The sequence below is a fragment of the Pseudomonas sp. NFACC46-3 genome (assembly GCF_900114515.1).
GTDB classification, from domain to species: domain Bacteria; phylum Pseudomonadota; class Gammaproteobacteria; order Pseudomonadales; family Pseudomonadaceae; genus Aquipseudomonas; species Aquipseudomonas fluorescens_Q.
Map to the genome: position 1 here is coordinate 132,977 of NZ_FOTH01000009.1, position 24,052 is coordinate 157,028.

At 59.5% G+C, this 24,052-nt stretch carries 12 protein-coding genes and 1 pseudogene; 8 read left to right on the plus strand and 5 right to left on the minus strand.

Annotated elements, in window-relative coordinates; all coding sequences use genetic code 11:
* Positions 1-9: 9 nt before the first annotated feature.
* A complete protein-coding gene (locus tag BM300_RS12245) occupies positions 10-1,524 on the plus strand; it encodes an ABC transporter substrate-binding protein (protein ID WP_092224405.1) in 1,515 nt (504 codons plus the stop codon).
* 50 nt (positions 1,525-1,574) lie between these two features.
* Here the strand turns inward: BM300_RS12245 and BM300_RS12250 are convergent, their stop codons facing one another.
* Positions 1,575-2,165, minus strand: a complete 591-nt coding sequence (locus BM300_RS12250) for a hypothetical protein (protein WP_092224407.1) — start codon at positions 2,163-2,165, stop codon at positions 1,575-1,577.
* Positions 2,166-2,520: 355 nt separating this feature from the next.
* On the opposite strand from BM300_RS12250, the gene katG reads away from it, so the two are divergent.
* Entirely contained in the window at positions 2,521-4,785 is a 2,265-nt protein-coding gene (gene katG / locus BM300_RS12255) for a catalase/peroxidase HPI (RefSeq protein ID WP_092224409.1), read from the plus strand.
* Between the two features lie 152 nt (positions 4,786-4,937).
* On the opposite strand, the gene BM300_RS12260 is transcribed toward katG, so the two are convergent.
* Positions 4,938-5,786 (minus strand): phosphatase PAP2 family protein, encoded by an 849-nt coding sequence (locus tag BM300_RS12260; RefSeq protein WP_092462998.1) that lies wholly within the window; start codon positions 5,784-5,786, stop codon positions 4,938-4,940.
* An 8-nt stretch (positions 5,787-5,794) separates the two neighbouring features.
* Complete coding sequence (locus BM300_RS12265; protein ID WP_092224413.1) at positions 5,795-6,502, minus strand: lipopolysaccharide core heptose(II)-phosphate phosphatase PmrG; 708 nt, start codon at positions 6,500-6,502, stop codon at positions 5,795-5,797.
* Between the two features lie 373 nt (positions 6,503-6,875).
* Here BM300_RS12265 and BM300_RS31735 point away from each other — a divergent pair.
* Both BM300_RS31735 and BM300_RS31740 read left to right on the plus strand, forming a co-directional pair.
* A pseudogene (locus tag BM300_RS31735) lies at positions 6,876-7,754 on the plus strand (methyl-accepting chemotaxis protein); the annotation flags it as partial.
* 201 nt (positions 7,755-7,955) lie between these two features.
* Positions 7,956-8,660 (plus strand): methyl-accepting chemotaxis protein, encoded by a 705-nt coding sequence (locus tag BM300_RS31740; protein ID WP_371856155.1) that lies wholly within the window; start codon positions 7,956-7,958, stop codon positions 8,658-8,660.
* A 55-nt stretch (positions 8,661-8,715) separates the two neighbouring features.
* Here BM300_RS31740 and BM300_RS12275 read toward each other — a convergent pair whose 3' ends face one another.
* Together BM300_RS12275 and BM300_RS12280 are read right to left on the minus strand one after the other, a co-directional pair.
* On the minus strand, positions 8,716-9,135 hold the full coding sequence (locus tag BM300_RS12275) for a type II toxin-antitoxin system VapC family toxin (RefSeq protein ID WP_092146223.1): 420 nt from the start codon (positions 9,133-9,135) through the stop codon (positions 8,716-8,718).
* Positions 9,132-9,377 carry a FitA-like ribbon-helix-helix domain-containing protein gene (locus BM300_RS12280; RefSeq protein ID WP_092146225.1) on the minus strand — a complete coding sequence of 82 codons (246 nt, stop codon included), beginning with the start codon at positions 9,375-9,377 and terminating at the stop codon, positions 9,132-9,134. The genes BM300_RS12275 and BM300_RS12280 overlap by 4 nt, the downstream gene beginning before the upstream one ends.
* Positions 9,378-9,619: 242 nt before the next feature.
* Between BM300_RS12280 and BM300_RS12285 the strand changes: the two genes are divergently transcribed.
* Genes BM300_RS12285 through BM300_RS12300 form a run of 4 tightly spaced genes read left to right on the plus strand, consistent with a single transcriptional unit; the run spans position 9,620 to position 24,051 of the window.
* Positions 9,620-12,154, plus strand: coding sequence for a Tc toxin subunit A (locus BM300_RS12285; RefSeq protein ID WP_092224417.1), 2,535 nt, complete (start codon positions 9,620-9,622; stop codon positions 12,152-12,154).
* A gap of 34 nt (positions 12,155-12,188) precedes the next feature.
* Positions 12,189-16,784 (plus strand): Tc toxin subunit A-related protein, encoded by a 4,596-nt coding sequence (locus tag BM300_RS12290; RefSeq protein ID WP_092463000.1) that lies wholly within the window; start codon positions 12,189-12,191, stop codon positions 16,782-16,784.
* On the plus strand, positions 16,781-21,268 hold the full coding sequence (locus tag BM300_RS12295; RefSeq protein WP_092463002.1) for a SpvB/TcaC N-terminal domain-containing protein: 4,488 nt from the start codon (positions 16,781-16,783) through the stop codon (positions 21,266-21,268). The genes BM300_RS12290 and BM300_RS12295 overlap by 4 nt, the downstream gene beginning before the upstream one ends.
* On the plus strand, positions 21,265-24,051 hold the full coding sequence (locus BM300_RS12300) for an RHS repeat-associated core domain-containing protein (RefSeq protein WP_092463004.1): 2,787 nt from the start codon (positions 21,265-21,267) through the stop codon (positions 24,049-24,051). Before BM300_RS12295 ends, BM300_RS12300 begins: the two co-directional genes overlap by 4 nt.
* Position 24,052 lies beyond the last annotated feature (1 nt).

The following is a 24,052-nucleotide window of genomic DNA, read 5'->3' on the forward strand; positions in this document are numbered from 1 at the left end:
AGTTTGACCATGCGATCGAAACATTTGAAGTTGCTGACCGCCGCGACGTTGACCGTTTGCACACTGGCGGCCGGTGTCGCCCAGGCAGCAGGCGTGCTGACCATCGGTTGTCGGGAAGAAAGTACGACGTTCGACCCGATCAAAAGCGCGCAGAACCGTGATAACTGGGTGTTCTCCAATGTCTACGACGTATTGGTGCGCGTCGACAACACCGGCACCAAGCTGGTACCGGGGCTGGCCGAAAGCTGGCAGGTTTCCGACGATGGCATGACCTATACCTTCAAACTACGCTCGGCCAAGTTCTCCGACGGTTCACCGATTACCGCCAGCGATGCAGCGTTCAGTCTGTTGCGCATCCGCGACAACAAAGGGTCGCTGTGGAGCGACTCCTACAAGATTATCGACAAGGCCCAAGCACCCGACCCGCAGACACTGGTGGTGACACTCACGAGCCCTTCAGTGCCCTTCCTCGCGCAGCTGGCGTTGCCCAACGTCTCCATCCTGTCGCAAAAGGCCATGGAGAAAATGGGTGAGGAAGCCTATGCCCAGGACCCCGTTGCCTCTGGCGCCTTTATCGTCAAGGAGTGGCTACGCGGTGATCGCGTGGTGCTGGAGAAGAACCCCAACTTCTGGCAGGCCGACAAGGTGAGCCTGGATGGCGTGGAATGGATCTCCATCCCGGATGACAATACGCGGATGTTGAAGGTACAGGCCGGTGAACTGGACTCGGCGATCTTCGTGCCCTTCTCGCGCGTCGAAACCCTGAAGAAAGATCCCAACCTGGTCGTACACATGGACCCCTCCACCCGCGAGGATCATCTGCTGATCAACCATGAGCACGGACTGCTGGGCAAGCCTGAAGTACGTCAGGCCCTGGACCTTGCGATCAACAAAAAATCCCTGGTCGATACCGTGACCTTCGGCCATGGCCAGGTGGCTTATTCCTACATCCCTAAAGGCGCGCTTTATCACAATGCCGATAATCTGCAGCGCCCGTACGACCCGGAAAAAGCCAAGAAAATGCTGGCGGATGCAGGCGCCTCAGGCCTGAAGCTCAACTATGTGGTCAATGCGGGCAATGAAGCCGACGAGCAGATCGCCGTGCTGGTCCAGCAACAGCTCGCCGCCGTTGGCGTGACAGCCACCTTGCAGAAAGTCGACCCAACCCAGAGTTGGCAAATGCTGATCGACGGCGATTACGATCTGTCCGTGATGTACTGGACCAACGATATCCTCGACCCGGACCAGAAGACCACCTTCGTACTGGGACATGACACCAACATGAATTACATGACCCGCTACAAGAACGATAAGGTCAAGGATCTGGTCGCGGCGGCGCGGGTAGAAGTGGACCCGACCAAGCGCAAGCAGATGTATACCGACCTTCAGGCGATCGCCAAGCAGGACGTCAACTGGATCGATCTCTACTACAGCCCGTACATCAATATTTCGCGCAAGAACATCGAGCACTTCCAACAAAACCCACTGGGACGCTTCTCTCTTGAGGAAACAGTGAAGCGCTAGCGAGCAGTGGCTTTCATCCGAGCCGGATAGGGCCAGTGGCAACGCCTTGATCACGAATCGAGGCTTGCCACTTGATGGCCAAGCAAGATCGGCCGCTCCCCGGTCATCTCGCACAGCAGCGCTGTGACGGCGTTCCCTTCAACCGTGCCATGCTCTTGCAGAAAGCCCGCCACGGCGCTGACCGCCGGCCAGTAACGGTGCACCAGGCAACTGCAGCGGGCGATCGCCTGGGCTTGGGCGTCGAGCAGCTTGCGCGGTGGCAGCAGGCTGATCAATTCATGCCCACGATCCAGGTCACCGCGGCCGCTACCCCTGATCAACCGGTCGGACCGGCGGTGCCGGTAGACCGCTTCGGCCACTGGCCCGGCGAAACAATGGAGCAGGTCACGTTCAATGGCATCGACCATCGAGGGCAGGAATTCAGCGATCCCCGGGGCGTCGAAGGCCGGGCGCGGGACCAGGTAGTCAGCTTCCACCAACCCTTCTGCGTATTGAGGGTTGCCGCGCAGGTCGAACAGAGGTCCCGTGCAGGCTTCAGCCTTGGTACGCACGGTGATGCGTTTTATCGGTTGACCGTTCCACCAAAAGGCCAGGGCATGACCCGCTTCATGGAAGGCCGTGCTGCGCGGGCATTTGTTCATTATTGGGTCCGTCACGGCAGGCGCCATTCATATCATCTGCCTCGCCGCTTGGCTTCGATAAAAGATTATCCCTATCGACCGTTAATACTGCGCCTATTAGCTATCTGGCAAAGGAGGACTAGCCTGAATTCAGGCTGGTGTAATCCGGCCCGTGAAACCTGACAAAGAGATACGAAGCGTTCAGAAACGTACTGGGCTTGCCGTGGGCCACCGTCCTTGCAATTAGACATTGCAGCGTGGCCGAACATGATCAGTTGAGCGAACTGTGAGCCCTGCGCCTGTGTATTTCGCCTGTCGCTATTCGAAGCCTCGCCGGGCTGGATAGCTGGATGAATACGACCAAAGGTAGCTTCTCATGGCAAACGAATCGAAATGCCCGTTCAATCACGCCGCTGGCGGTGGCACGACGAACCGCGACTGGTGGCCAAACCAACTGAATCTGAAGATCCTGCACCAGCACTCCTCGCTGTCCGACCCGATGGGCGAGGATTTCAACTATGCAGAAGCGTTCAAGCGCCTGGACTTCCAGGCCTTGAAACAAGACCTGAATGCACTGATGACCGACTCGCAAGACTGGTGGCCGGCAGACTTCGGCCACTATGGACCGCTCTTTGTCCGCATGGCCTGGCACAGTGCAGGCACCTACCGCACCGGTGATGGGCGCGGTGGGGCGGGTTCCGGCCAGCAGCGATTTGCACCGCTCAACAGCTGGCCAGACAACGTCAGCCTCGATAAGGCGCGTCGGCTGCTGTGGCCGATCAAGCAGAAGTATGGTCGCAATATCTCCTGGGCTGACCTGATCGTCCTCACCGGCAACGTCGCGCTGGAATCCATGGGCTTCAAGACCTTCGGTTTTTCCGGTGGCCGCGCCGATGTCTGGGAGCCGGATGAAGACGTCTACTGGGGTTCGGAAAACAAATGGCTGGGGGGCGATGTTCGCTACGGCAAGCCCGACAAAGCCGCCATGCAAGACCCCGGCGAAGGCCAATTGGTGGCCGAGCCCGGCAACGAAGAAAGCCGCACCGACGAGGGGCGCAACCTGGAGAACCCGCTGGCCGCCGTGCAGATGGGGCTGATCTACGTCAACCCGGAAGGCCCCGAGGGCCAGCCGGACCCGGTCGCCGCCGGGCTGGACATTCGCGAAACCTTCGCCCGCATGGCGATGAACGACGAAGAAACCGTGGCACTGATTGCCGGCGGCCACGCCTTCGGCAAGACCCACGGCGCAGGCCCTGCGGACAATGTCGGCGCCGAGCCCGAGGCCGCGGGCCTGGAGCTGCAAGGCCTGGGCTGGAAGAGCACCTTCGGCACCGGCAAGGGGCCCGACACCATCACCAGTGGCCTGGAAGTCACCTGGACCACCACCCCCACCCGCTGGAGCAATAACTACCTGGAGAACCTGTTCGGTTTCGAGTGGGAGCTGACCAAGAGCCCTGCAGGCGCGCACCAATGGACGCCGAAAAACGGTGCCGGCGCGGGCATCATTCCCGATGCCCACGACCCGTCCAAACGGCGTAACCCAACAATGCTGACCACCGACCTGGCGCTGCGCTTCGACCCGATCTACGAAAAAATCTCCCGGCGCTTCCTGGCCAACCCGGACCAGTTGTCCGACGCCTTCGCCCGCGCCTGGTTCAAGCTGATCCACCGCGACATGGGCCCGCTCTCACGCTACCTCGGCCCGGAACTGCCCAACGAAGAACTGCTGTGGCAAGACCCTATCCCCACGGTCGACCATCCGCTGGTCAACGACAGCGACATCGCGGCCCTCAAAGGCAAGCTACTGGCCTCGGGCCTCACGGTTTCACAACTGGTGTCTACCGCGTGGGCCGCGGCTTCCACCTTCCGGGGTTCCGACAAACGCGGCGGTGCCAACGGTGGCCGCCTGCGCCTGGCCCCGCAGAAAGATTGGCCGGCCAACCAGCCCGAACAATTGGCTCAAGTGCTGGCGACCTTGGAAAGGGTTCGGAGCGAGTTCAACGCCGCCCAATCCGACGGCAAGAAAATCTCTCTGGCGGACCTGATCGTGCTGGCTGGCAGCGCCGGCATCGAACAGGCGGCCCAAAATGCCGGGCTCAGCGTGACGGTACCGTTCGCGCCGGGACGCATGGACGCGAGCCAGGAGCAGACGGACGTCGAGTCGTTCGGTTTTCTCGAGCCCATCGCCGACGGCTTTCGCAACTACCTCAAGGGCCGGTACCGCGTGTCCGCCGAGGCTTTGTTGATCGACAAGGCACAACTGCTGACCCTCACTGCCCCGCAAATGACGGCATTGATTGGCGGCCTGCGGGTACTGGACACCAACGTCGGCCACACAGCGCACGGTGTCTTTACCCAACGGCCAGGGACCTTGAGCAATGACTTTTTCGTCAACCTGCTCGACATGGGCGTGGAATGGAAAGCCCTTTCCGACACCCAGGAAACCTTCGAGGCCCGCGATCGCAAGACCGGCCAGGTCAAATGGACCGGCACGCGCGTCGATCTGGTCTTCGGCTCCAACGCCCAGCTACGGGCCTTGGCCGAGGTCTATGCCAGCCCGGATGCCCAGGAGCAGTTCGTCAAGGACTTCATCGCGGCGTGGGTCAAGGTGATGAACCTGGATCGGTTTGATCTCAGGTGAGCAGCGTACAAGGGCATGAGGTCTGGCAAGGAGCTGGCCTCATGAACTTTTCTTCACCCCACGCCCCCGCGTGATTGGGTACAGTCGCCTCGCTCATTCAAGAAACTAAGGTTTTAGCCCGCTCTCCCAGCGGGCTTTTTTTCGCCTGGCATTCAAGCTGACGAATGTGCGTTACCCAACGCAGGCACGGCAGCCGCCTGCGTCTCTCGCGGTGGTTTCAACACGGGCTGCTCCAAAGCCGCGCGCCCATAAAACAGCAACGCCATCAGCCAACAACTCAACCAGACAAAAATCCCCGCCCAGAACGTGTGGGACATGTAATGCCAGCCCTGCAGGACCCGCGTGGTCCCGTAGACAAACCCCAAGGCCAGCGCCCCATACTTCAAGGTTTTCGAATGACGCCAACGGTAACGGCGGGCGACGAAATACAGGGCCAGCATCGTGAAGCCGCCGGACGCATGACCGCCGGGCCAGCAGCGACCGTCACCGGCAACTTTCAGCAGGTCGAAATTCTGGAACCACTCCTTGTGCTCGATCTTGCCGGCGTATTGGGTGGTTTCCACCGGGCAGTACACGCTGGTGTGGCCCTTGAGGTAATGGATCACCCCGGTGCTGAGGGAAAAGGCGAAGACCACATAGAGAAAATCGCGCCGATGTTTGTGGGCAAAACGCAACGGCGCGGCCAACCGAGTTTTCTCCAACAGACGAAGCAATCCCGGGCGCTTATGCGGCTTGAAGATCGGCCAGACAAACGACAACAGCGCCCCGATAATCGCCGCCTCGCCGGTCCAGTTCGGGATGATCCTGGCCCACTTATGGGTGATTTTCTCGAACAGCCGCACGTGCTCCAAGGGAAAGACCTGGTGCGGCGGGTCGTAGAATAAATTGCTGAAGGCGATGTCGATGCGAGTCATGTCGAACAGTAAGAACACCACTACGGCGCAGACCAGGGGAATTCCAAGATTGAGCCCGTAGAAACGGGCGCGAGCAGACGTCAGCATGGGCGGTCCTAATCGTGGGAAAGGTGACTGGAAGCCAGCGAGCGCCAGTCAGAGGCTTCGATAAAACCGAGCAACTGCGGTGCTTGTGGCTGGGCGGTGGAGACGAACAGCGAAGCGCCATAGCCAAACGTCGAAGTGGGCCGGTGGAGCGCGGTTTCCAATGCCTGCATGCATTCGCTGTGGGTGACCAGGATCAGGTTGCGTCCGGCGACTTTGTGGGCCAGGGCATTGCGCAGAAGGTCGTGGCGGCAATTGATCAGCCAGTCGTCGCCAGCACTCACCTTATTGAACATGTAGCCCGCCGTCTGGGCCGCACGGACCAGAGGGCTGTTGTAGAGGTCGGCGTTATCCAGGCCCAGTTGCTCGAACCGCGCCCCCAGGCCCACCGCAACGGCACGGGCCCGGTCAGTGATGCCTTCGCGATCATTCAGGCACGCGGCCTTGGAGTGATCGCAGCGTTCGACATGACGCACCAGCACGATCATCTCCCCCTTGGCCCAGCCATCGGCCAAGGCCCGGGCGCCGGCGATATTGCCGTGGGCCAGGTCCGGTATCGCCGCCGGGCTGAGCAGCCAGAGGGTCAACGGGATCACCAGCAGTGCCGAGGCGAGGATGACCATGGCGTTTTGGTAGCGGGCAAAGCGCCGCGTATTGATCGAGCGCCTCAGGCCGAAAAGGCTCAGTCTCAGTTCCACATCAAGCCGCCCCGACGGCATCCACCCAGTCATTCGATGGCGCGACAGTAGAGAGGCCGACGTAGGCAGGCGGTGAAACAGATGTGAAAAAAAGCTTGGGGTGCAAGCAAAGCTTGCTCCCACAGATACCCGGAAAAAAACTTACAGATCTTGCCCTCCCCGCCGATACAGCCCTGTTACATGCTCTTGCTGGCTCTTAACAACAACAATCTTCCAGCGTACCGACGATCAAGCAGCACAACGTTCCTGGAGGAATTTGATGAATAGCTGGTTTGGCAACATTAGCGTCAACATGAAATTGGGCCTGGGCTTCGGCCTGGTGCTGGTATTGACTTGCCTGCTGGCCCTGACCAGTTGGACCAGCCTGGGTGGACTGATCCAGCGCAGCAACTGGATGAGCGACATCACCCAGCTCAACGCCGGCCTGACCAAGCTTCGCGTCACCCGTCTGCAATACATGCTGACCAACGGTGACGAGACCGCCGCACAAAATGTGCAGACCACCCTCGATGGTTTCGTGGCGCAACAGAACGCCCTGCTCAGCAGCTTCAAGAGCCCGCAGAACGTCAAGTTGCTCAAGGAGCAGAGCGCAGTCATCAGCGCCTATCAGGTGTCCCTGAACAAAATGCGCAGTGCCTACCGCACCGGCAACACCGCCCGCGACGCCATGGGCGCGAACGCCGAGCTTGCCTACAAGTTGATCGAGACCATCGATTCCGACGTACGGAAAATGGCGCTCAGCGATGAGCGCTTCGCCCAGTTCCAGGCCATCACCCAGGCCAAGCAGGACTTCATGCTGGCCCGCTATGAAGTGCGCGGCTACACCGCCAACAGCAACGCCGACACCGAACGCAAGGCCGTCACCCAGCTGGACGCCGCCATCGCGTCGCTCAAGCCATTGAACGAGCACTTCTCCAGCACCCGCCAGGATGAACTGCGCCAACTGGAAAACGCCCTGGCCCAATACCGCAGCGCCGTGCAGGCCTTCAAGCTGGCCACCGCCGACGCGGTACAGGCACGCAAGGAAATGACTGAACAAGGCGCGTCAATCGTGACGTTGAGCGAACAGCTGTACCAGATCCAGCTCGACCGCCGCGACGCCGAAAGTGCCCAGGCGCGCACCCTGCAACTGGTCAGCACCCTGCTGGCATTGCTGGTCGGCGTCATTGCCGCCGTGATCATCACTCGCCAGATCACCGGCCCGCTGCGCGACACCCTGGCCGTCGTCGAGCGCATTGCCGGTGGCGACCTGTCGCACACGGTCATCGTCACTCGCCGCGATGAACTGGGCGTGCTGCAACAAGGCATCGCGCGCATGGGCGTGACCCTGCGCGACCTGATCAGCGGCATCCGCGATGGCGTGACCCAGATCGCCAGCGCCGCCGAAGAGCTGTCCGCCGTCACCGAGCAGACCAGCGCCGGGGTCAACAGCCAGAAAGTCGAGACCGATCAGGTCGCGACCGCCATGCACGAAATGACCGCCACGGTCCAGGAAGTGGCCCGCAACGCCGAAGAAGCCTCCCAGGCCGCGGCCGCCGCCGACGGCGAAGCCCGTGCCGGTGACAAGGTGGTCAGCGAAGCCATCGCCCAGATCGAACGGCTGGCCAGCGAAGTGGTTCGCTCCACCGACGCCATGACCGTGCTGCAACAGGAAAGCGACAAGATCGGCAGCGTCATGGACGTGATCAAGGCCGTGGCCGAGCAAACCAACCTGCTGGCCCTCAACGCAGCCATCGAAGCGGCCCGCGCCGGTGAGGCCGGACGGGGTTTTGCCGTGGTCGCCGACGAAGTCCGTGGCCTGGCCCAGCGCACGCAGAAATCCACCGAGGAAATCGAAGGCCTGGTGGCCGGGCTGCAGAATGGCACCCAGCAAGTGGCGGCCGTGATGAACAACAGCCGCAACCTCACCGACAGCAGCGTGGCCCTGACACGCAAGGCTGGGGAATCACTGGGGAACATCACCCGCACGGTGTCGAACATCCAGTCGATGAACCAGCAGATCGCCGCTGCCGCCGAGCAGCAAAGCGCCGTGGCCGAGGAGATCAGCCGCAGCATCATCAACGTGCGCGACGTCTCCGAACAGACCGCCGCCGCCAGCGAAGAAACCGCCGCTTCCAGTGTTGAACTGGCGCGGTTGGGGAATCAGTTGCAGATGATGGTGAGTCACTTCAGGGTTTGATCATGAGAAACGCCCGTTTCCAATTGGCAATGGGCGTTTCGCGTGAAGGCTTTGCTCAAGGGTTCCAGGGGTTGATGACTTCAACGCCTGGGAACTTGAAGTCTTTGGTATTGCGGGTTGCGATCAGAGCGCCGTGTGCTCGGCAAATGGCTGCGATTTGCGCGTCGGCCATACCTGCCGCCCGCCCCTTAGCCTCGCATGACGCAACCAGGGCCGCGTACTCGACAGCTGCGTGGGCATCAAAGGGTAGGATCCTGTCGACAAAATCCTCTTCAAACATTGCCATGGCATGGGACTCGAGCTTTTGCTTGCGCTTGCCGAAAGGCAGCCGAGCGATACCATGAAGAATCTCCGCAACTGTAATAGCGCAAATAACCAGGTCCATTGCCGGCTGTGAATCGATCCACGCCAGGACGGTTGCGTTCGGCTCGGCGCGCATGAACTCTGAAATGACATTGGTATCGAGCACTATCATTCAGAAAGATCCACCGCCGTTGCTTTCTCGTCACGCGAAGGCAGATCCAGATCAACTCCACCCAAGGAGCTGAACCTGTTTCGGATACGACTTCCTAATCCTCCCGCCGGGCTGACTGTCGCCAAGGCACGCCCCAAGATCAGCCTTGCCTCTTCCTCCATGGAGTGACCGTTGTGGGCGGCGGCGATACGCAGTTGTTCCTTGATCTGATCATCAAGGTTTCGAATCGTGATGCTGGCCATAATCCCCTCGCAATCAATGAAATCATTGATTTCAAACTTAGGTTAATCTCTCCTGCTTGTCCAGCTACCGTTACACACTCATCCATACCGACTGTATCAACCCCCGTTCAACCAAGATCCAGACAACGCATCGCCCTTTCGTACAAAACCCACCCCCTCTCGTCCTACCGCCTTTTGTCCCACGCTCCTGTACGGTTTCGCTTGAACAAGCACATTCCGTTCGAACAGGAGATGGACAGCACATGGACGCAAGCAACGACTCACTGTTGCACCGGCTCATCGAAGCCCCAATCGGCGATGACAACGCCCAGGCCGATTTCAGGACAGCCCTGCAGCGCATGGGATTGACGTCGGTCTTCGACGTCATGCGCATGGGCAAGGCGCAGTTCGTCCTTGAGTTGGGCAAGCACACCGACGTGGATGCCGGGCAGGTCTATGACAATGCCGCCAGCTATGCCGGGCAGGTCAGTCGCCTGTATCAGGAGCACCTGATATCACCCAGCGATACTCGGCGACGTGCCCGGCGCAGCCTGGGTTCGGACTCAACCTCGGCGTCCGTCAGCTATCAAGCGCTGTTCAACGAGCATTGGGATCAGTTCTGCAAGGAAGGTGACATCGCGGCCATCGACTCGCCCGTGGCCTATCTGCGGGCGCTGTATCTGTTTGCCGGCCAGCTGGAAAACGCCTCCCCATCAACCGACAAAATCCCCCTGGAGCAACGGCGACCGGACCTCAAGGGGCTTATGCTCGATCACCAGAGCGCCTTCGTTGCGCGGCCAATGCTGGACATCGTCAATGACACCTTGCGCAGCGCGATCGAAGCCCATCTGGCAACGAGCGACAAGACCGTCCACCAGGTCCTGGCCAGCGAACACTACCCCTTCTCGCTGCCCTACGACCTGCATCATCACCAGTGTCTGCTGGGGCTGGGCGCAAACAAACCGGTGCTGGGCGAATTGAATTATCGGGTGAGCCTGAAACTTCCGTTTTCACCAGGGGATTCACCTTACGGGCGTGTTTCGCAATCCCATGTCGAGGCGCAAAGATTGTTGTCCGGGCTCAGTCCTGAGCAACAGAAAATCCTGCTCGCGCCGGCCAGTTCAGACCTGGACCTTGGCGCCCTGAAGAAAAGCTTCGGCACTGAAAACCCCAATCGCCTCCACGATCTTTCGTTCTTCAAGGAGCGCACCGGGCTGACCACGGAACAGGTCGAACAGTTGCTGGCACAAGGTGCCTACAGCCCGCGAACCTCGACCGACAGTCCCCCCTCGATTCATGCCAACAATTATGGAGCCGCTTACATCAACGGGCCGGAATCGACAGCCACCCTGACGACTCTCAAATCCGCGAACACCTTCATCCATGCATCTCGCGAACGGTTCGCCCGCATGCAGCGGATGATCCGATTGCAGCGCTGGACCGGTATTCCCGTTGCCGAACTGGACACGCTGATCGTCAGTGCCTTGCGCTCGGAAGGCAGCACGACGATGACGCTCAACACCAATACCTTGCGCACCCTGGGGGTCTATCGCTACCTGAACCAACGCCACGGCATCGCACCGCAAGAGTTTGCGTCGTTACTGCACGACATGCCGATTGCTGCTTGCGGCCAGCAGGTGCCCTTGTTTGACCAGGTGTTCAATCGAACCCAATTGCTCGGACACCCGCAGGTGGAAGACTTGGTCACGACGGACCTGAAAACCTTCAGCTATCTCAGTGCGGGCCTCGGACTTCCCATGACGCAGGATTCGCTGCTGTTGCTAACGAAGCAAACCGAAAAATACCTGTCTTCGTTTAACCACGATTTATCCACAGTCTCGTCACTCTACCGCCAGGCCCGTATCGCCCGGATGTTTGGTCTCTCTCCCTTCGAATGCACGGCGCTGGCCCGCTTACTGGGCGGGGAGGACTTCTGCAAAGCGTTGGTGACAGGGGCATTGAGTACTTCGCACGTCTCACAGCCCGACATTCTCGATGTGCTGATGGCGCTGGATTGGGCCGTCGACTGGCTCAAGCAAGACAACCGGGATGTCGCGTCATGGTGTCGTCTGTTCGACGCTACCGAAGACGACGTGCCAATGAACAAAAGCCTGGAAAAACGACTGTCGATACTGCTGGCGCAAGAGCCCCAACCGAGCGGAGAGCGGCACGTGGTGGAGACCTTGCTGCACGACCTTGCCGACTTGTCTGCGGAATACTTCCCCTGCGTGATGCGAATGGCCGACACCCATGCAACAACGATTGTCGCGGCCATCGAGAGCGCCCCTGGGAAAATGCCTGCATTGCTGGCGACGGTATTGCGCACGGCCCAAGCGTGCAAGGGTTTGCACCTGAGCAGCAGCACCCTGCGACAATTGATGAATAACCCAACCTGGCTGGCCACAGGCAGCACAGGAACGCTGACGCCTCAAACCCTGTATCTACTCGAACGCTTCAGTCACTGCGCCCACCATCAAGCCCGGTCAGAAGAACACCTGCTGCATTACTTGCAGCTTGCCAACCAGGACACGCCGCAAGGCACAGGCGAAGAAGCCAATAAACTGCTGGCCAGCCTGCTGGACTGGAGCACTGACGAAATCAGTTGCCTGACCGCACACCTGGACCATAAACGCGCCCAGTCCATGGAAGCCGTGGATTGGATCATGCGCTGCCAGGCGTGCTGCCAGCACACCGGGCTGTCGGCCAGCCTGCTGCTCAAGGCAACCGCACTCAACAACGACAGCGAGACATCGGACTGGAGGACCGTCGGTGAAGCGCTGATCGCGGCCTGCCACTGACACGTCCACCGTCCTCAACATTCAAGGATTGAATATGACCGTTGCCATAAAAAAGCAGCTTGATGAAAGCCTGCGTGATGCACAGTTAGCGCTCTATTTGAACCAGGTCGCGCCCAACAACCCTACGACAAGAAACCTGAAGCTCAAGACGGCCGAGGCGCTTTACGAATACTGGTTGCTCGATGTGCTGGTCAGCCAGGACGTGCCCACCACACCCGTGGCGTGTGCCATCGCCAGCCTGCAGCAATACGTCCATCGCATCCTGATGAACCTGGAACCCGGCTACGACTCGGCAAGCCTGGGCGCCGAGCACCTGAAGACTTGGCGCAACGAGCTGCATCAATACCCCACCTGGGCCGCCCATCAAAAGTTGCTCTATTTCCCGGCGATTTATCTGGACCCATTGCTGAGGGCCAACAAGAGCGACAACTTCCGGCAACTGGAAAACGACCTCAATCAGAACCAGATTCAACCCGATGCGGTCCAGTCCGCGGTCACGGCATACCTGACCCGGTTCGAAGAAGTCGCCAACCTGAACATTCTCACTGGCTACATCGATGGCGAGGACTTTGCCAACAGCACTTACTATTTCATTGCCAAATCACGCTCCGAGAACAGCTATTTCTGGCGTTCGCTGAACATGGCTCAACGCCCAATCAACGGCACGCCACCGCCCTCGCCTGCCACCCCGCCGAAACTTGACCAGCCCGATCCCTACGCCTGGTCGGACTGGGAAAAAGCCAACGTGCCAATTTCCGATAACGCGGTCGAACATTCAATAAGGCCGGTCTGGTTCAACAATCGTTTGTTCGTCGTATGGGCCGAATGCATCCATCAGGATCCATCAGCCACCCGCAATGCTTCTTCACCGTCACAAGCGACCACCCATCATCCGCTATTACGCTTGAGCCTCTGTTTCAAAAAACCGGATGGAAGCTGGAGCACCCCGCGTGTTTGCCTGCAGGGCTATTGCGAGGACAACGCGCTTCGCAGCATGGAGCTGGATGCGATCAAGGCATTGGTCGGCACTGTTGCTGTGCAATACCGCAAGGGTGCGCGCGATGTGTTGTTTCTCGCCTTGTGTGCACGTGAAGCCAGGACCGACTCGCTCAATTCAACCGGCAACCACTTCACGTTCATTAAAACAACGTGCATCGATAAAAACCTCACCCCTGAGCCCGGTAGCTCAGCCACCACGGAACAAGCAGCGAAAGAGCATTATCGCCAGTACAACGCCGATGAAAAAACACTCGTCAGCGCTACGGCGCAACGTATCCAAACCAAAACATCCGCCGAAATCGTCCCCATTGAAGTTGCCCTCCCCGAGAATATGGAAGTCTCCATGTCGGATTTCGATGGGCATCGGCAACGCATTGGCATCGAATCAGTCGACGGGCCATCCCCCTCAACCCTCACGCTGCGTATGAGCGCAATCATCCACCTCGAGCACTACGGGGTTAGAACGTCGTCAAACCGTATGGAAATGCGCTTGAGACTGACAACCGTGCCCTATAAGACGCCTCGACTTCAGTTTGTTTGGGTGCTCCCTGCCCGGAGCTTGCCAGAAACGCCCTATGTAGCCCTTAGCGGGGGTTCGTTTTCTTCAATACACAATGCCCCTTCGAAGTTCCTCGAGCAAAACTACCGGCTGTCATTCGATCATATGACCGATGCGGCCAAGGATAATGAACACTCGCCAGGCATCACGTTAACCAACGACTTTCAAGGGAAATTGATCTCCACCCAGGCAGCGCGGCATCTGATCGCGGCAAGTCGACGTGTGGACCACACCAGCTATGCCGGCAAGGTGCAAAACCTGACCCTGCACGCGAACAATTCCGCCCCGCTGAACCTGGGTGAGACATTCGTTAGTCTGGACGAACCCCTCCTCCTCCAGTACGTGATTTTCCGCCGCCCGGACGCCTCGCACACTCAATCGTTAACCTTTGAAGACCTGACGGTCGTAGCAGAGTCCAGCCCCGCACCGAACCTGGAGAAGTTCCTTGAGTTCACCTGGCGCAGCACAGACCTCGCCAAGCACGGTGACACTTTCCTTTGTGGGGTCGCCTTCGTTCACCCCGAGGAGCCGGAAAAAAAACTCTACTCCGCCCTCAAGGCGATCAAGCTGAAGTTCACTCCGGCACGCCTCCAGCCGCCAACCATTACTCACGTATCGACGCCAGGCCTGGGCGCCAGTCAATCCATCGATTTCGCCGGTTCCGCCATCAACGAAAGCGATGCCCAGAACAAACCGCGCCAGCCCATCAGGTTGAACACCCTATTCGCTCCAGAACTGATCCGTCATACCGAAAACAGCCTGGATGATTTGTTTGATTGGCAGACCCAACATTTGCCGGAACCGGCCTTACCAGGCGTCGTCAGCAACAAGATGGATTTCCACGGCCCATACGGCCGTTACTTCACGGAGCTGTTCCTCTACGTACCGTGGCTGATCGCCCACCGGCTAAACACCGAACAACGATACGACGAAGCCGAACGCTGGCTCCGATATGTCTTCGACCCGAGTCGCGCAAATGAGGGGTGTTGGAGAAGCGTGCCTCTGGTCGACAGCAATATGACGGCCTATCACGACCAGGCCCCCCACGACCCACACCAGATTGCCCTCAGTCATCCGGTGCACTTTCGCAAAGCGCTGTACTTCCTGTACCTCGACATCCTGATCAACCGAGGCGACGCCGCGTATCGCGCGCTGACACCCGATAGCCTCAGTGAGGCCAAGCTATGGTACGTACGGGCGCTGGAGTTATTGGGACCGCGGGCGGTCGTTCAGACACTCGATCAATGGACGAGCATCAGCCTGCAAGCGTTGAGCGAAAGCAGCAATGAAAACCTGCGCGGGTTCGAACGTTTCCTGAGCCAGTCCGACACCCCCCACCCGTTGCGCATTCGTGGTAACCCTTCGCCGTCGTCCTTGCCTGCGATCGATACCCCGTACTTGCGCGTACCGTTCAACCCCGAGCTGCTCAAACGCTGGGACATCACCGAAAGTCGCCTGTACAACCTGCGGCATAACCTCGACATCGTCGGCAAGCCGCTGCATTTGCCGCTGTTCGCTCCGCCGCTGGATCCTCGCGCCTTGCCCGGTGCCAACGCCCTGAACATCGCCGACAGCGCCGCGTCGGGTTTATCGCTCCCACACCTCCCGAACTATCGCTTCATGGTCATGCACAGCCAGGCACAGAGTGCCGTTGAAAGCCTCAGCCAGTTCGGCGCCACGCTGCTATCGCTGATCGAGCGCAAAGAGCAGGCTCAATTGCAGGAACTGCAACAACAGCAAGCCTGGGACCTGGCGAAAATCTCGGTCGACCTGCAACGCCAGGCACTGAAGATCGACCGCCATAACCGCCAGGCGCTGCTGGCCAGCCGTTCTATCGTCGCGGGACGAGCCCATTACTACCAGAATCTGCTGGACAAAGGCGTCAGTGAAGCCGAGAGGCACGCCTGTCGGTTGTACTTGAGAAGTGGCTCAGCCGAACGGGATGCGTCCGACTCCCAGGCAGTAGCAGGCAGCCTAATGATGACCCCTAACATTTTTGGCTTCAGCAATGGCGGCTCCCGTTGGGAAGGTGCGCTGCACGCTGGAGCAGCGATCGCCCAAGGCACCGCCATCAGCGACCGCACGACAGCGGCCCATCTCGAGCGGACGGCACAGTTCCATCGTCGTCGGCAGGAATGGACCCAGGCCCGAGACCAGGCACAGCTCGAACTGGCGCAGGTCGACGCACAACTGGCACATGTTGCCGAGCAGGAAACGGCCACGCACCTGCAACTTCGCCTGGCGGAATCGAGCCTGGGCCAAGCCAAGACCAACTACGATTTTTTCCGCAAGCGCTTTACCAAAGCTCAACTGTACCAATGGCTCAATAGCCAGTTTGCCGCGCTCTACCGCCAAGCCTACGACGCAACAGTGGGTCTTTGCCTGACGGCTGAAGCTTGCTGGCAGTATGAACTGGCGGATTTGAACACGCGCTTCATCCAACCCGACACCTGGAATGCGACCTATCGGGGCCTCGGAATGGGCGAGCAGCTGAAGCTGAGCCTGTTGAACATGCAGGCCGAATACTTGCGCCGCAACGAGCGGGATCTGGAAATTCGTAAAACGGTATCGCTGCGTCAACTCAAAAGCAGAACCGCAACCAGCACCATTAACAAGGAATGGGCGCAAATTCACGCCGACCTGTTGCAAGGCCAGTGCGAATTCGAGCTGACCCAAGAGTTGTTCGAGGAAGACTACAAAGATCGGCAGCATTACCTGCGGCGCATCAAGACCATCAGCGTCTCCTTGCCAGCCATCGTCGGCCCTTATGAAAACATTCGGGCCACGCTGACCCAGACCGCCAGCAAGGTGTTCATGTCTCCCGGTGGCCAGCCCGTGGAAAGCCGCTACGCCAACCAGCAAATTGCCCTTTCCACGGGGGTCGACGATAACGGCCTGTTCACCCTCAACTTCAACGATGAGCGCTACCTGCCCTTCGAATACACCGGTGCGGTCTCCACGTGGTGCCTGAACTTCCCCAACCCCGAAGCCCAAAAGGACATGTTGGCGTCACTGACTGACATCATCGTGCAGGTGAACTACACAGCCCGGGCTGGCGGAGGTTCGCGATGAGTGAACACAGCACAATGCCTGTCAACGCGCCGTCACTGCCCAAGGGCGGCGGCGCCATCCAGAGCATCGGCAAAGGCTGGGCCGCCATCGGCGCCCACGGCACGGCGTCCTATGAGATTGCCCTGCCGATTTCCCCGGGTCGCGGTTTCGCCCCCTCCTTGTCGCTGGGGTACGCCAGCTCGGCCGGCAATGACGTGTTCGGCATCGGCTGGGGGCTGTCGCTGCCCTGTGTGGCGCGATGGACCGCCCAGGGTGTACCGGCCTATACCGAAGAAGACGAGATCATCGGCCCCGGTGCCGTGGTGTGGTTGCCCGAGCGAGATCCGCAAGGTGCTATCCGCTCGACGCGCATCGACCGCTACAACCATCTGGCGCTGAACAAGACCTACACAGTAGTCCGCTACTTTCCGAGAATCGAAAGCCGCTTCGAGCGGATCGAGTATTGGTCGTCGGACAAGGAAACACCGGGTTTCTGGCTCGTACATGATGCCGATGGCAGCCTCCATGTATTCGGAAAAAGCCCTTCTGCGCGTCGAGCAGATCCCCTGGATGCAAGGCGTGTGGGCGAATGGCTGCTGGAAGAAAGCCTGAACCCCCACGGCGAGCACATCCTTTACCAGTACAAGGCCGACGTCACGGCGCAGCGCTATCTGAGCCGGGTGTGCTATGGCAATTTCAAGGCCGATGCGGACCTCTACCTGTGGGAAGCGGATCGGCTGAAGGCTGTGCAATGGCACTTCGAATTGGTGTTCGACTACGGTGAACGGAGCACGGAATACCAACGGAAGCCGAACTATGAAGGCCACCAATGGCTGGCCCGTGACGATGCGTTTTCCAGCTTCGCCTACGGTTTTGAGTTACGCACCGAACGACTGTGCCGCCAGGTACTGATGTTCCACCGTTTTCCTGATGAATGGGGCGCGGCCCCCGTCCTGGTGCGACGCGTGCTGCTCGATTATCGTCAGACCAGCCTGGGCTATCACCAACTGACCGCCGCCCACGACCAGGCATTCGGCGACTCGACGACGGCCGATCACCGTCCGCCTGTCGAGTTCAGCTACAGCGAGTTCAAGTTCCCGCTTGAACGCCCCGACTGGCAGCCTTGGCAAAACATGCCGGGGCTCAACAAAAACCAGGGTTTTCAACTGGTGGATCTGTACGGCGAAGGCTTGCCGGGCCTACTCCATCGAGGCGATGGCGGTTGGTATTACCGCGAACCCATGCGAGCCAAGGCCAACAGCAATGAAGTGGCTTACGGCCAATGGCGGGCGTTGCCCCGCATTCCCGTTGCCGACCCTGCAAAACCACTGCAGCAGTCACTGAGCGACCTCACGGGCGACGGTCGACTGGATTGGATCATCGCCCAGCCGGGGTGGAGCGGTTTTTTCTCCCTCGGTCCCGAGCGCAACTGGTCGGATTTCGCCACGTTCAACGCGTTCCCCGCAGAATTTTTCAATCCACAAGGGCAGCTGGCCGACCTGATGGGCGCGGGCCTCAGCGACCTGGTGTTGATCGGCCCACGCAGCGTTCGCGTGTACGCCAACCAGCAGGAGAATGGTTTTTCGGCAGCCCGCGAAATATCTCGCGGCGAGGCAGACGACGCCCTCCCACTCATCAGCGCGTCGCCCTCCGAGTTGGTGGCATTCAGCGACATGCTCGGCAGTGGCCAACAGCACCTGGTACGCATTCGTCACAACGAAGTGAAGTGCTGGCCAAACCTGGGGCATGGACGTTTCGGCAACGGCATCGTGCTGGGTTCACCGGGCCTGGCATACGAAACCTTCGACGCCTCGCATATTCGTTTGGCGGACCTCGATGGCTCCGGCGCCACCGATCTGATCTACCTGCAAGCGGACCAGGCGCTGATCTTCATGAACCGCGGTGGCAATGGCTTCAGCCCTCCCGTGGCGCTGCCCTGGCCCCAAGGCCTGCACTACGACCGCCTGTGCCAGGTGAGCATCGCCGACCTGCAAGGCCTCGGCTGCTCCAGCCTGGTCCTGAGCCTGCCCCACAGGGGAAACCAACATTGGCGCTGCGACTTCGTCAGCGCGAAACCGTATTTACTCACCGGCACAAACAACAATATGGGTGCCGCCAACAGTATCCGCTACCGCAGTTCCGCGCAGGAATGGCTGGACGAAAAAGCCGAAAGAATGGCCGCCGACAGGCCCCTGGCTTGTCATCTGCCATTGGTCGTGCACGTGGTATCGAATCAAACCCAGTTGGACGAGATAACGGGCAATCGGCTGCTCCAGTCCTTCACCTATCGCCAAGGTTATTACGACGGCATCGAACGGGAATTTCGCGGCTTTGGCCTGCTGCTGCAAACCGACGAGCAGGCCAACCCCGGCGATACCGAATCGCCAGGCTTCACGACGCCGTGCCTGACCAAGAACTGGTTTCACACCGGCCAGGCGGTGGACCTGCCCCGTATCGGTTACAGCCACGCGGATCCCATCGCCGTGGCGCCGGGCAAGACCTTGCTGAGCCAATACCAGCCTGAGATCGGGAGCGACACCCTCATTGCCTCGGCCACCACGGCGACCATCCTGGAAATGTCTCGCGCCCTCAGTGGCTATCTACTGCGAAGCGAGATATTTGGAGTCGATACGCGCCAGGGCAGCAGAACGTTGTATTCGGTCCAGGAAAATCGCTATCGCATACGCCTGCTCCAGGCACCCGAGGGCAACCGGCGCCATGCCCGGATGTTGCCGCTGCTGCTGGAGTCCATCCACTATCAGTACGAAGGCCTGACCGACGATCCGCAATGCCAGCACACCTTCAATCTGCAGTACGACGCCTATGGCTCGCTGACTCACAGCGTAAACGTCCATTACGCCCGACGAAAAACCCTCGACGATGTTCCGCCGTTCAGTGACGCCGATCAGCAGCGCTGGTGGCGCGATGCTCATGATCCAGCGCAACAGTTCCATTACCTGACCGAAACCTGCGCCGAGTACATCCATCTGCCAGCGCCTCAGGGTTGGCGACTGGGCTTGCCGTACCGCCAGCGGACCCATGCGCTGAAGAAACCCAAGGCACCCGAGACCGGCGGGCTGAGCACACGGGACATGACCTATGAAAGGTTCATCGAACTCACCGGGGAAACCGCCTGGATAACCCAAAGCGTTCTGACTGGCCTGTCGGTGCAACGCTACAAGGACGCCTCCACCGCAGAAACCTTGCCGGACGGCGTCGCCCACTTCGAAGCCCTGGGCGCCCACATGGAAACCGCCGAGCTGGACGAAACCGCCTTGAAAGCTTTCCATCTGTTGCCACAAACCTCCCGCCCGAAGGGCAAGCTGCTGGAACGAATCGGCTACCACCGCATGGACGCCTTTCTGCCGGCGACGCCACTGCTCGACAAACTCTGGTCAGTCAAAAGAGATCTTGCGACCTACGCGCCACTGGAAGGCTTCTACAAAATCCAGACCCAACAGGCGAGTGAACACCATGGCGTGACCGCCTTCAGCTACGACAATTACCACTGCTTTATCACCGCATTCAAACTGCCCGATGGCTGTGTCACCCAAGCGCTCTACGATTACCGCTCGCTGCTGCCACGGCGCATTACCGATCCCAACGGCAACGTCCAGGAAGGCCTGGTTGATGCCTTCGGCCAAGTATTGGCCACGACATTCTACGGTACCGAAAACAACACCCCCGTGGGTTTCAAACCCATCGCGCAGTTCAAGCGGCTGTGTTTCGACAGTTCGACAGAAGCGATCGAACAGCGCCAGGACGCCTTGCAGGAGGCCGCCACAGCGCTCTGTTACACGCCCTTCAGCTGGATGGGTTGCGTGTCGAACGCCGCGCTGGCGGACGGCGACTGGCTGGCGCGATGCGTGCTCAACCGAGACCTGCTCCCCAGCGGACATATCCGTGCGTCGGCTCGAACGCGACTGGGGGATCTTCAAACACTCTGCGCCGACGACCTGAAACTGAAGAACGAAATGGATGCCGCAACGCGTGAGCCGGTGCACATCGCCGCACTGGTGGCCGACCGCTACCCCGATGACGACCAGCAGCAAATCCGCATTGCCATCACCTGCTTCGACGGTTTCGGTCGAACCCTGCAAAGCAAGCAACGGGTCGAGCCGGGCATGGCCTACGTCGTCACATCCCAGGGAGCACTGGCGCTCAAGGACGAAAAACCCATGGAGCAAACAACGGCAACACGCTGGCGTGTCAGCGAACGGGTGGAATACAACAACAAGGGGTTGCCGATCCGCCTCTACCGCCCTTACTTCGCCGATCAGCACCGCTACATCAACGACGAGTCCTTGCGGCAGTTCGGTCATTGTGACCAACAGTTCTACGATGCATTGGGTCGCCCCACCCGCACACGCCTGGCCACACAGGCTGGCCTTTCCTATATGCGGCGGCACTCCCGCCATGCCTGGTACACCCTGGACGAGGACGAGAACGACACCCTGGAAGAGGTCATGGCCGAACAAGCACCGGCTATCGGAGGTGAGGCATGAATCCAGGCCTTCACCGCAGGACACCGACGCTCAAGGCTGTCGACAGTCGAGGCCTGCCCGTGCGCCAGGTCGCTTACTGCCGGCGCAACGCAGAAGAACAATCCCAAGCGCGCATCACCCGCCAACACCACGACACGGCTGGACGCCAGGTTGCGCAGTGGGACCCAAGGCTGTTCGACACAGCAACCGAAGCCAACCTGACGACCGTCTACAGCCTTTCCGGCAAGCCGCTGCTGGTGAACAGCGTCGACGCCGGCTGGCGCCTGAATCTCCCTGGCGCTGCCGGACAGATCGTGCGCAGCTGGGATCAGCGAGGAAACCATTGGCGCACCACTTACGACCAGCAGCTAAGGCCGACCGCCATCCACGAGCAATTGCCAGATCAGGATCCGCGCCGAGTCGAATGCCTGCGCTACGGCGACAGCTCGCCGGAATCCGCCGCACGCAACCTTTGCGGCGCCCTGATCCGCCACGATGACAGCGCGGGCAGCCTGCTCGTCGATGAATACGCCCTCTGCGGCAAACCGCTTGGCCAGGCGCGACACTTCCTCGTCGATGCGGCACAACCCGACTGGCCGGCCGAGGAGATCGCCCGCGACAAACTGCTGGAAAAGGGCAACGGCTACGAAACCCACTGGCGCTACGATGCATTGGCGCACCCTATCCTGCTGGTGGATGCGGCCCGGCACCAACAGCGCTACGGGTTTGATATCGCCGGCCAACTCAAGGTTGTGAGCCTGAAAGTAAAAGACGCTACGACTGAAAAAACCATCCTGAAGGATCTCGTCTACAACGCGTCTGGCCAGGTCGAATCCCAGGTTGCCGGCAACGGCGTCATCAGTCGCGCCGCATTCGATCCGGCCAGCGGCCGACTGATCTCACTCAGCGCGTCGGTGTCTGGCAACACCTTGCAGGATCTGCGCTACACCTACGACGCGGTGGGTAACGTGACGCACATCGAGGATCGGGCCCAACCGGTGCAGTTCGGCAGCAACCAACGGGTCGACGCCACCTGCACGTTCACCTACGACAGCCTTTACCAGTTGAGCAGCGCGACGGGCCGTGAAACGGCGGGGCTGACCAGCAATCCCGAACTTCCCGCCTTCAGCAGGACGCCGTTCGACGCCCGGCAACTGTTCCCGTTTACCGAGCACTACCAGTACGACGCCGGTGGCAACCTGATCGAACTGCGCCATGTCCGCGACCGCAACAACTACACCCGGAAGCTGGAGATAGCCGCCTCCAGCAATCGCCTGCTGTCCTGGAACAAGGCTGAACACTACGATGCCAACGGTAACCCGCAGGTACTCCATCCGGGCCGGGCGCTGGAATGGAATGCCCGCAATCAACTCGCCAGCGTGACGCTGGTGCAGCGCGCAGACGGCCGCCACGACCTTGAGCGCTATGGCTATGACAGCACGGGGCAACGGGTGCGCAAGGTCCAGGTCACCTATGCTTCGGCTGTGACCCATACCCGGGAAGTCCGTTACCTGCCGGGCCTCGAAATCCACACCCGTCAGCACGAACGCCTGGAAGTCATCACCCTGCAGGCCGGCCGTTGCAGCGTGCGGTACTTGCACTGGACCGAAGGCCGCCCAGCCGGCATCGCCGCCAACCAGACGCGCTACAGCCTGGACGATCACCTGGGTTCCAGCTCGCTGGAACTCGACGATGAAGGCTGGCTGATCAGCCAGGAAAGCTATCTCCCCTACGGCGGAACCGCTTGGGCTGCGTCCCGATCAGCCGTGGAAGCCGACTACCGGACCCTTCGCTATTCCGGCAAGGAGCGTGACGCCAGCGGCCTGTATTACTACGGGCACCGCTACTACGCACCGTGGTTGCAACGCTGGATCAGTCCCGATCCAGCGGGGGCGGTTGACGGGCTGAACCTGTATTGCATGGTGGGGAACAACCCGATGAGATTTGTTGACTACCAAGGTTTGGCAAAAGACGACGTATTGGCATGGGTGAGAGACACTGGCACTTCAGACTCGCAGGCAATGATAAGTGGTCCATCTACCAGACCGAACAAACGGCCCGTCGCCCCCCCTGAAAAAGATCCCCATCTTGGTCCCATCAACGCAAAAACACGCACAAAGCTTGTTGTGAACTCTTTCGGCGTCATTATTGATCATAAGGGCGATAACGATATTGGATTCGGTCTCTACCATAACATCACCGGACCACAAGGCGGCCCGCAAAACTACCGTGGAGTAGACAAAAGCTATGTAGGTGATAGCACAAACGAAGATTACTACTTAAACTTCGGAAGCTACAAAATCGAAAATACACAAGAATATTTAGCAGACTTGGGCGAACGATACAGAGATACAAAAAATGACCCACATCAGAAATTTGAAATAGAGCCGGAAGTGTTGGCGCTTGAACCAACGCTAAGCAGAACTATCGAAAATTTTTATGAACTCCAACAAGACACTCAACGGCTCATTGAAAAACATATTACGAACAGCAACGGAATCATTCCCATACGAGCCGGAGGCCCGGGGGCTCACGGTGAGGTCCGACTGCTGAACTCAGTTGTTGCACTCTACCCGGGTCAAGCTGAACGTATACTCTCGGATACACATATATACACTGAGAAGATTAGCGGAAAGATACCAACGGATTTTATTGCCTGTTTCAATTGCAGCGGCATTCTTCCGCAGGAGATCACCGTACCTACCGGACGCAGTCTTGTCGACTATGTGCAATACAACGCTCTCGTCCAAAGAATAAACCAGGCATCAGGGCCTCGTCCGGGAGGCAGTCAGAATAAAAAATAAC

Bases quoted from the DNA above. Each gene is read 5' to 3' on its own strand.
- BM300_RS12290 (WP_092463000.1), top strand. From the start codon at position 12,189: ATGACCGTTGCCATAAAAAAGCAGCTTGATGAAAGCCTGCGTGATGCA.
- BM300_RS12260 (WP_092462998.1), bottom strand. From the start codon at position 5,786: ATGCTGACGTCTGCTCGCGCCCGTTTCTACGGGCTCAATCTTGGAATT.
- BM300_RS12265 (WP_092224413.1), bottom strand. From the start codon at position 6,502: ATGCCGTCGGGGCGGCTTGATGTGGAACTGAGACTGAGCCTTTTCGGC.
- BM300_RS12250 (WP_092224407.1), bottom strand. From the start codon at position 2,165: ATGAACAAATGCCCGCGCAGCACGGCCTTCCATGAAGCGGGTCATGCC.
- BM300_RS12300 (WP_092463004.1), top strand. From the start codon at position 21,265: ATGAATCCAGGCCTTCACCGCAGGACACCGACGCTCAAGGCTGTCGAC.
- BM300_RS12245 (WP_092224405.1), top strand. From the start codon at position 10: ATGCGATCGAAACATTTGAAGTTGCTGACCGCCGCGACGTTGACCGTT.
- BM300_RS12275 (WP_092146223.1), bottom strand. From the start codon at position 9,135: ATGATAGTGCTCGATACCAATGTCATTTCAGAGTTCATGCGCGCCGAG.
- BM300_RS12285 (WP_092224417.1), top strand. From the start codon at position 9,620: ATGGACGCAAGCAACGACTCACTGTTGCACCGGCTCATCGAAGCCCCA.
- BM300_RS31740 (WP_371856155.1), top strand. From the start codon at position 7,956: ATGACCGCCACGGTCCAGGAAGTGGCCCGCAACGCCGAAGAAGCCTCC.
- BM300_RS12280 (WP_092146225.1), bottom strand. From the start codon at position 9,377: ATGGCCAGCATCACGATTCGAAACCTTGATGATCAGATCAAGGAACAA.
- katG (WP_092224409.1), top strand. From the start codon at position 2,521: ATGGCAAACGAATCGAAATGCCCGTTCAATCACGCCGCTGGCGGTGGC.
- BM300_RS12295 (WP_092463002.1), top strand. From the start codon at position 16,781: ATGAGTGAACACAGCACAATGCCTGTCAACGCGCCGTCACTGCCCAAG.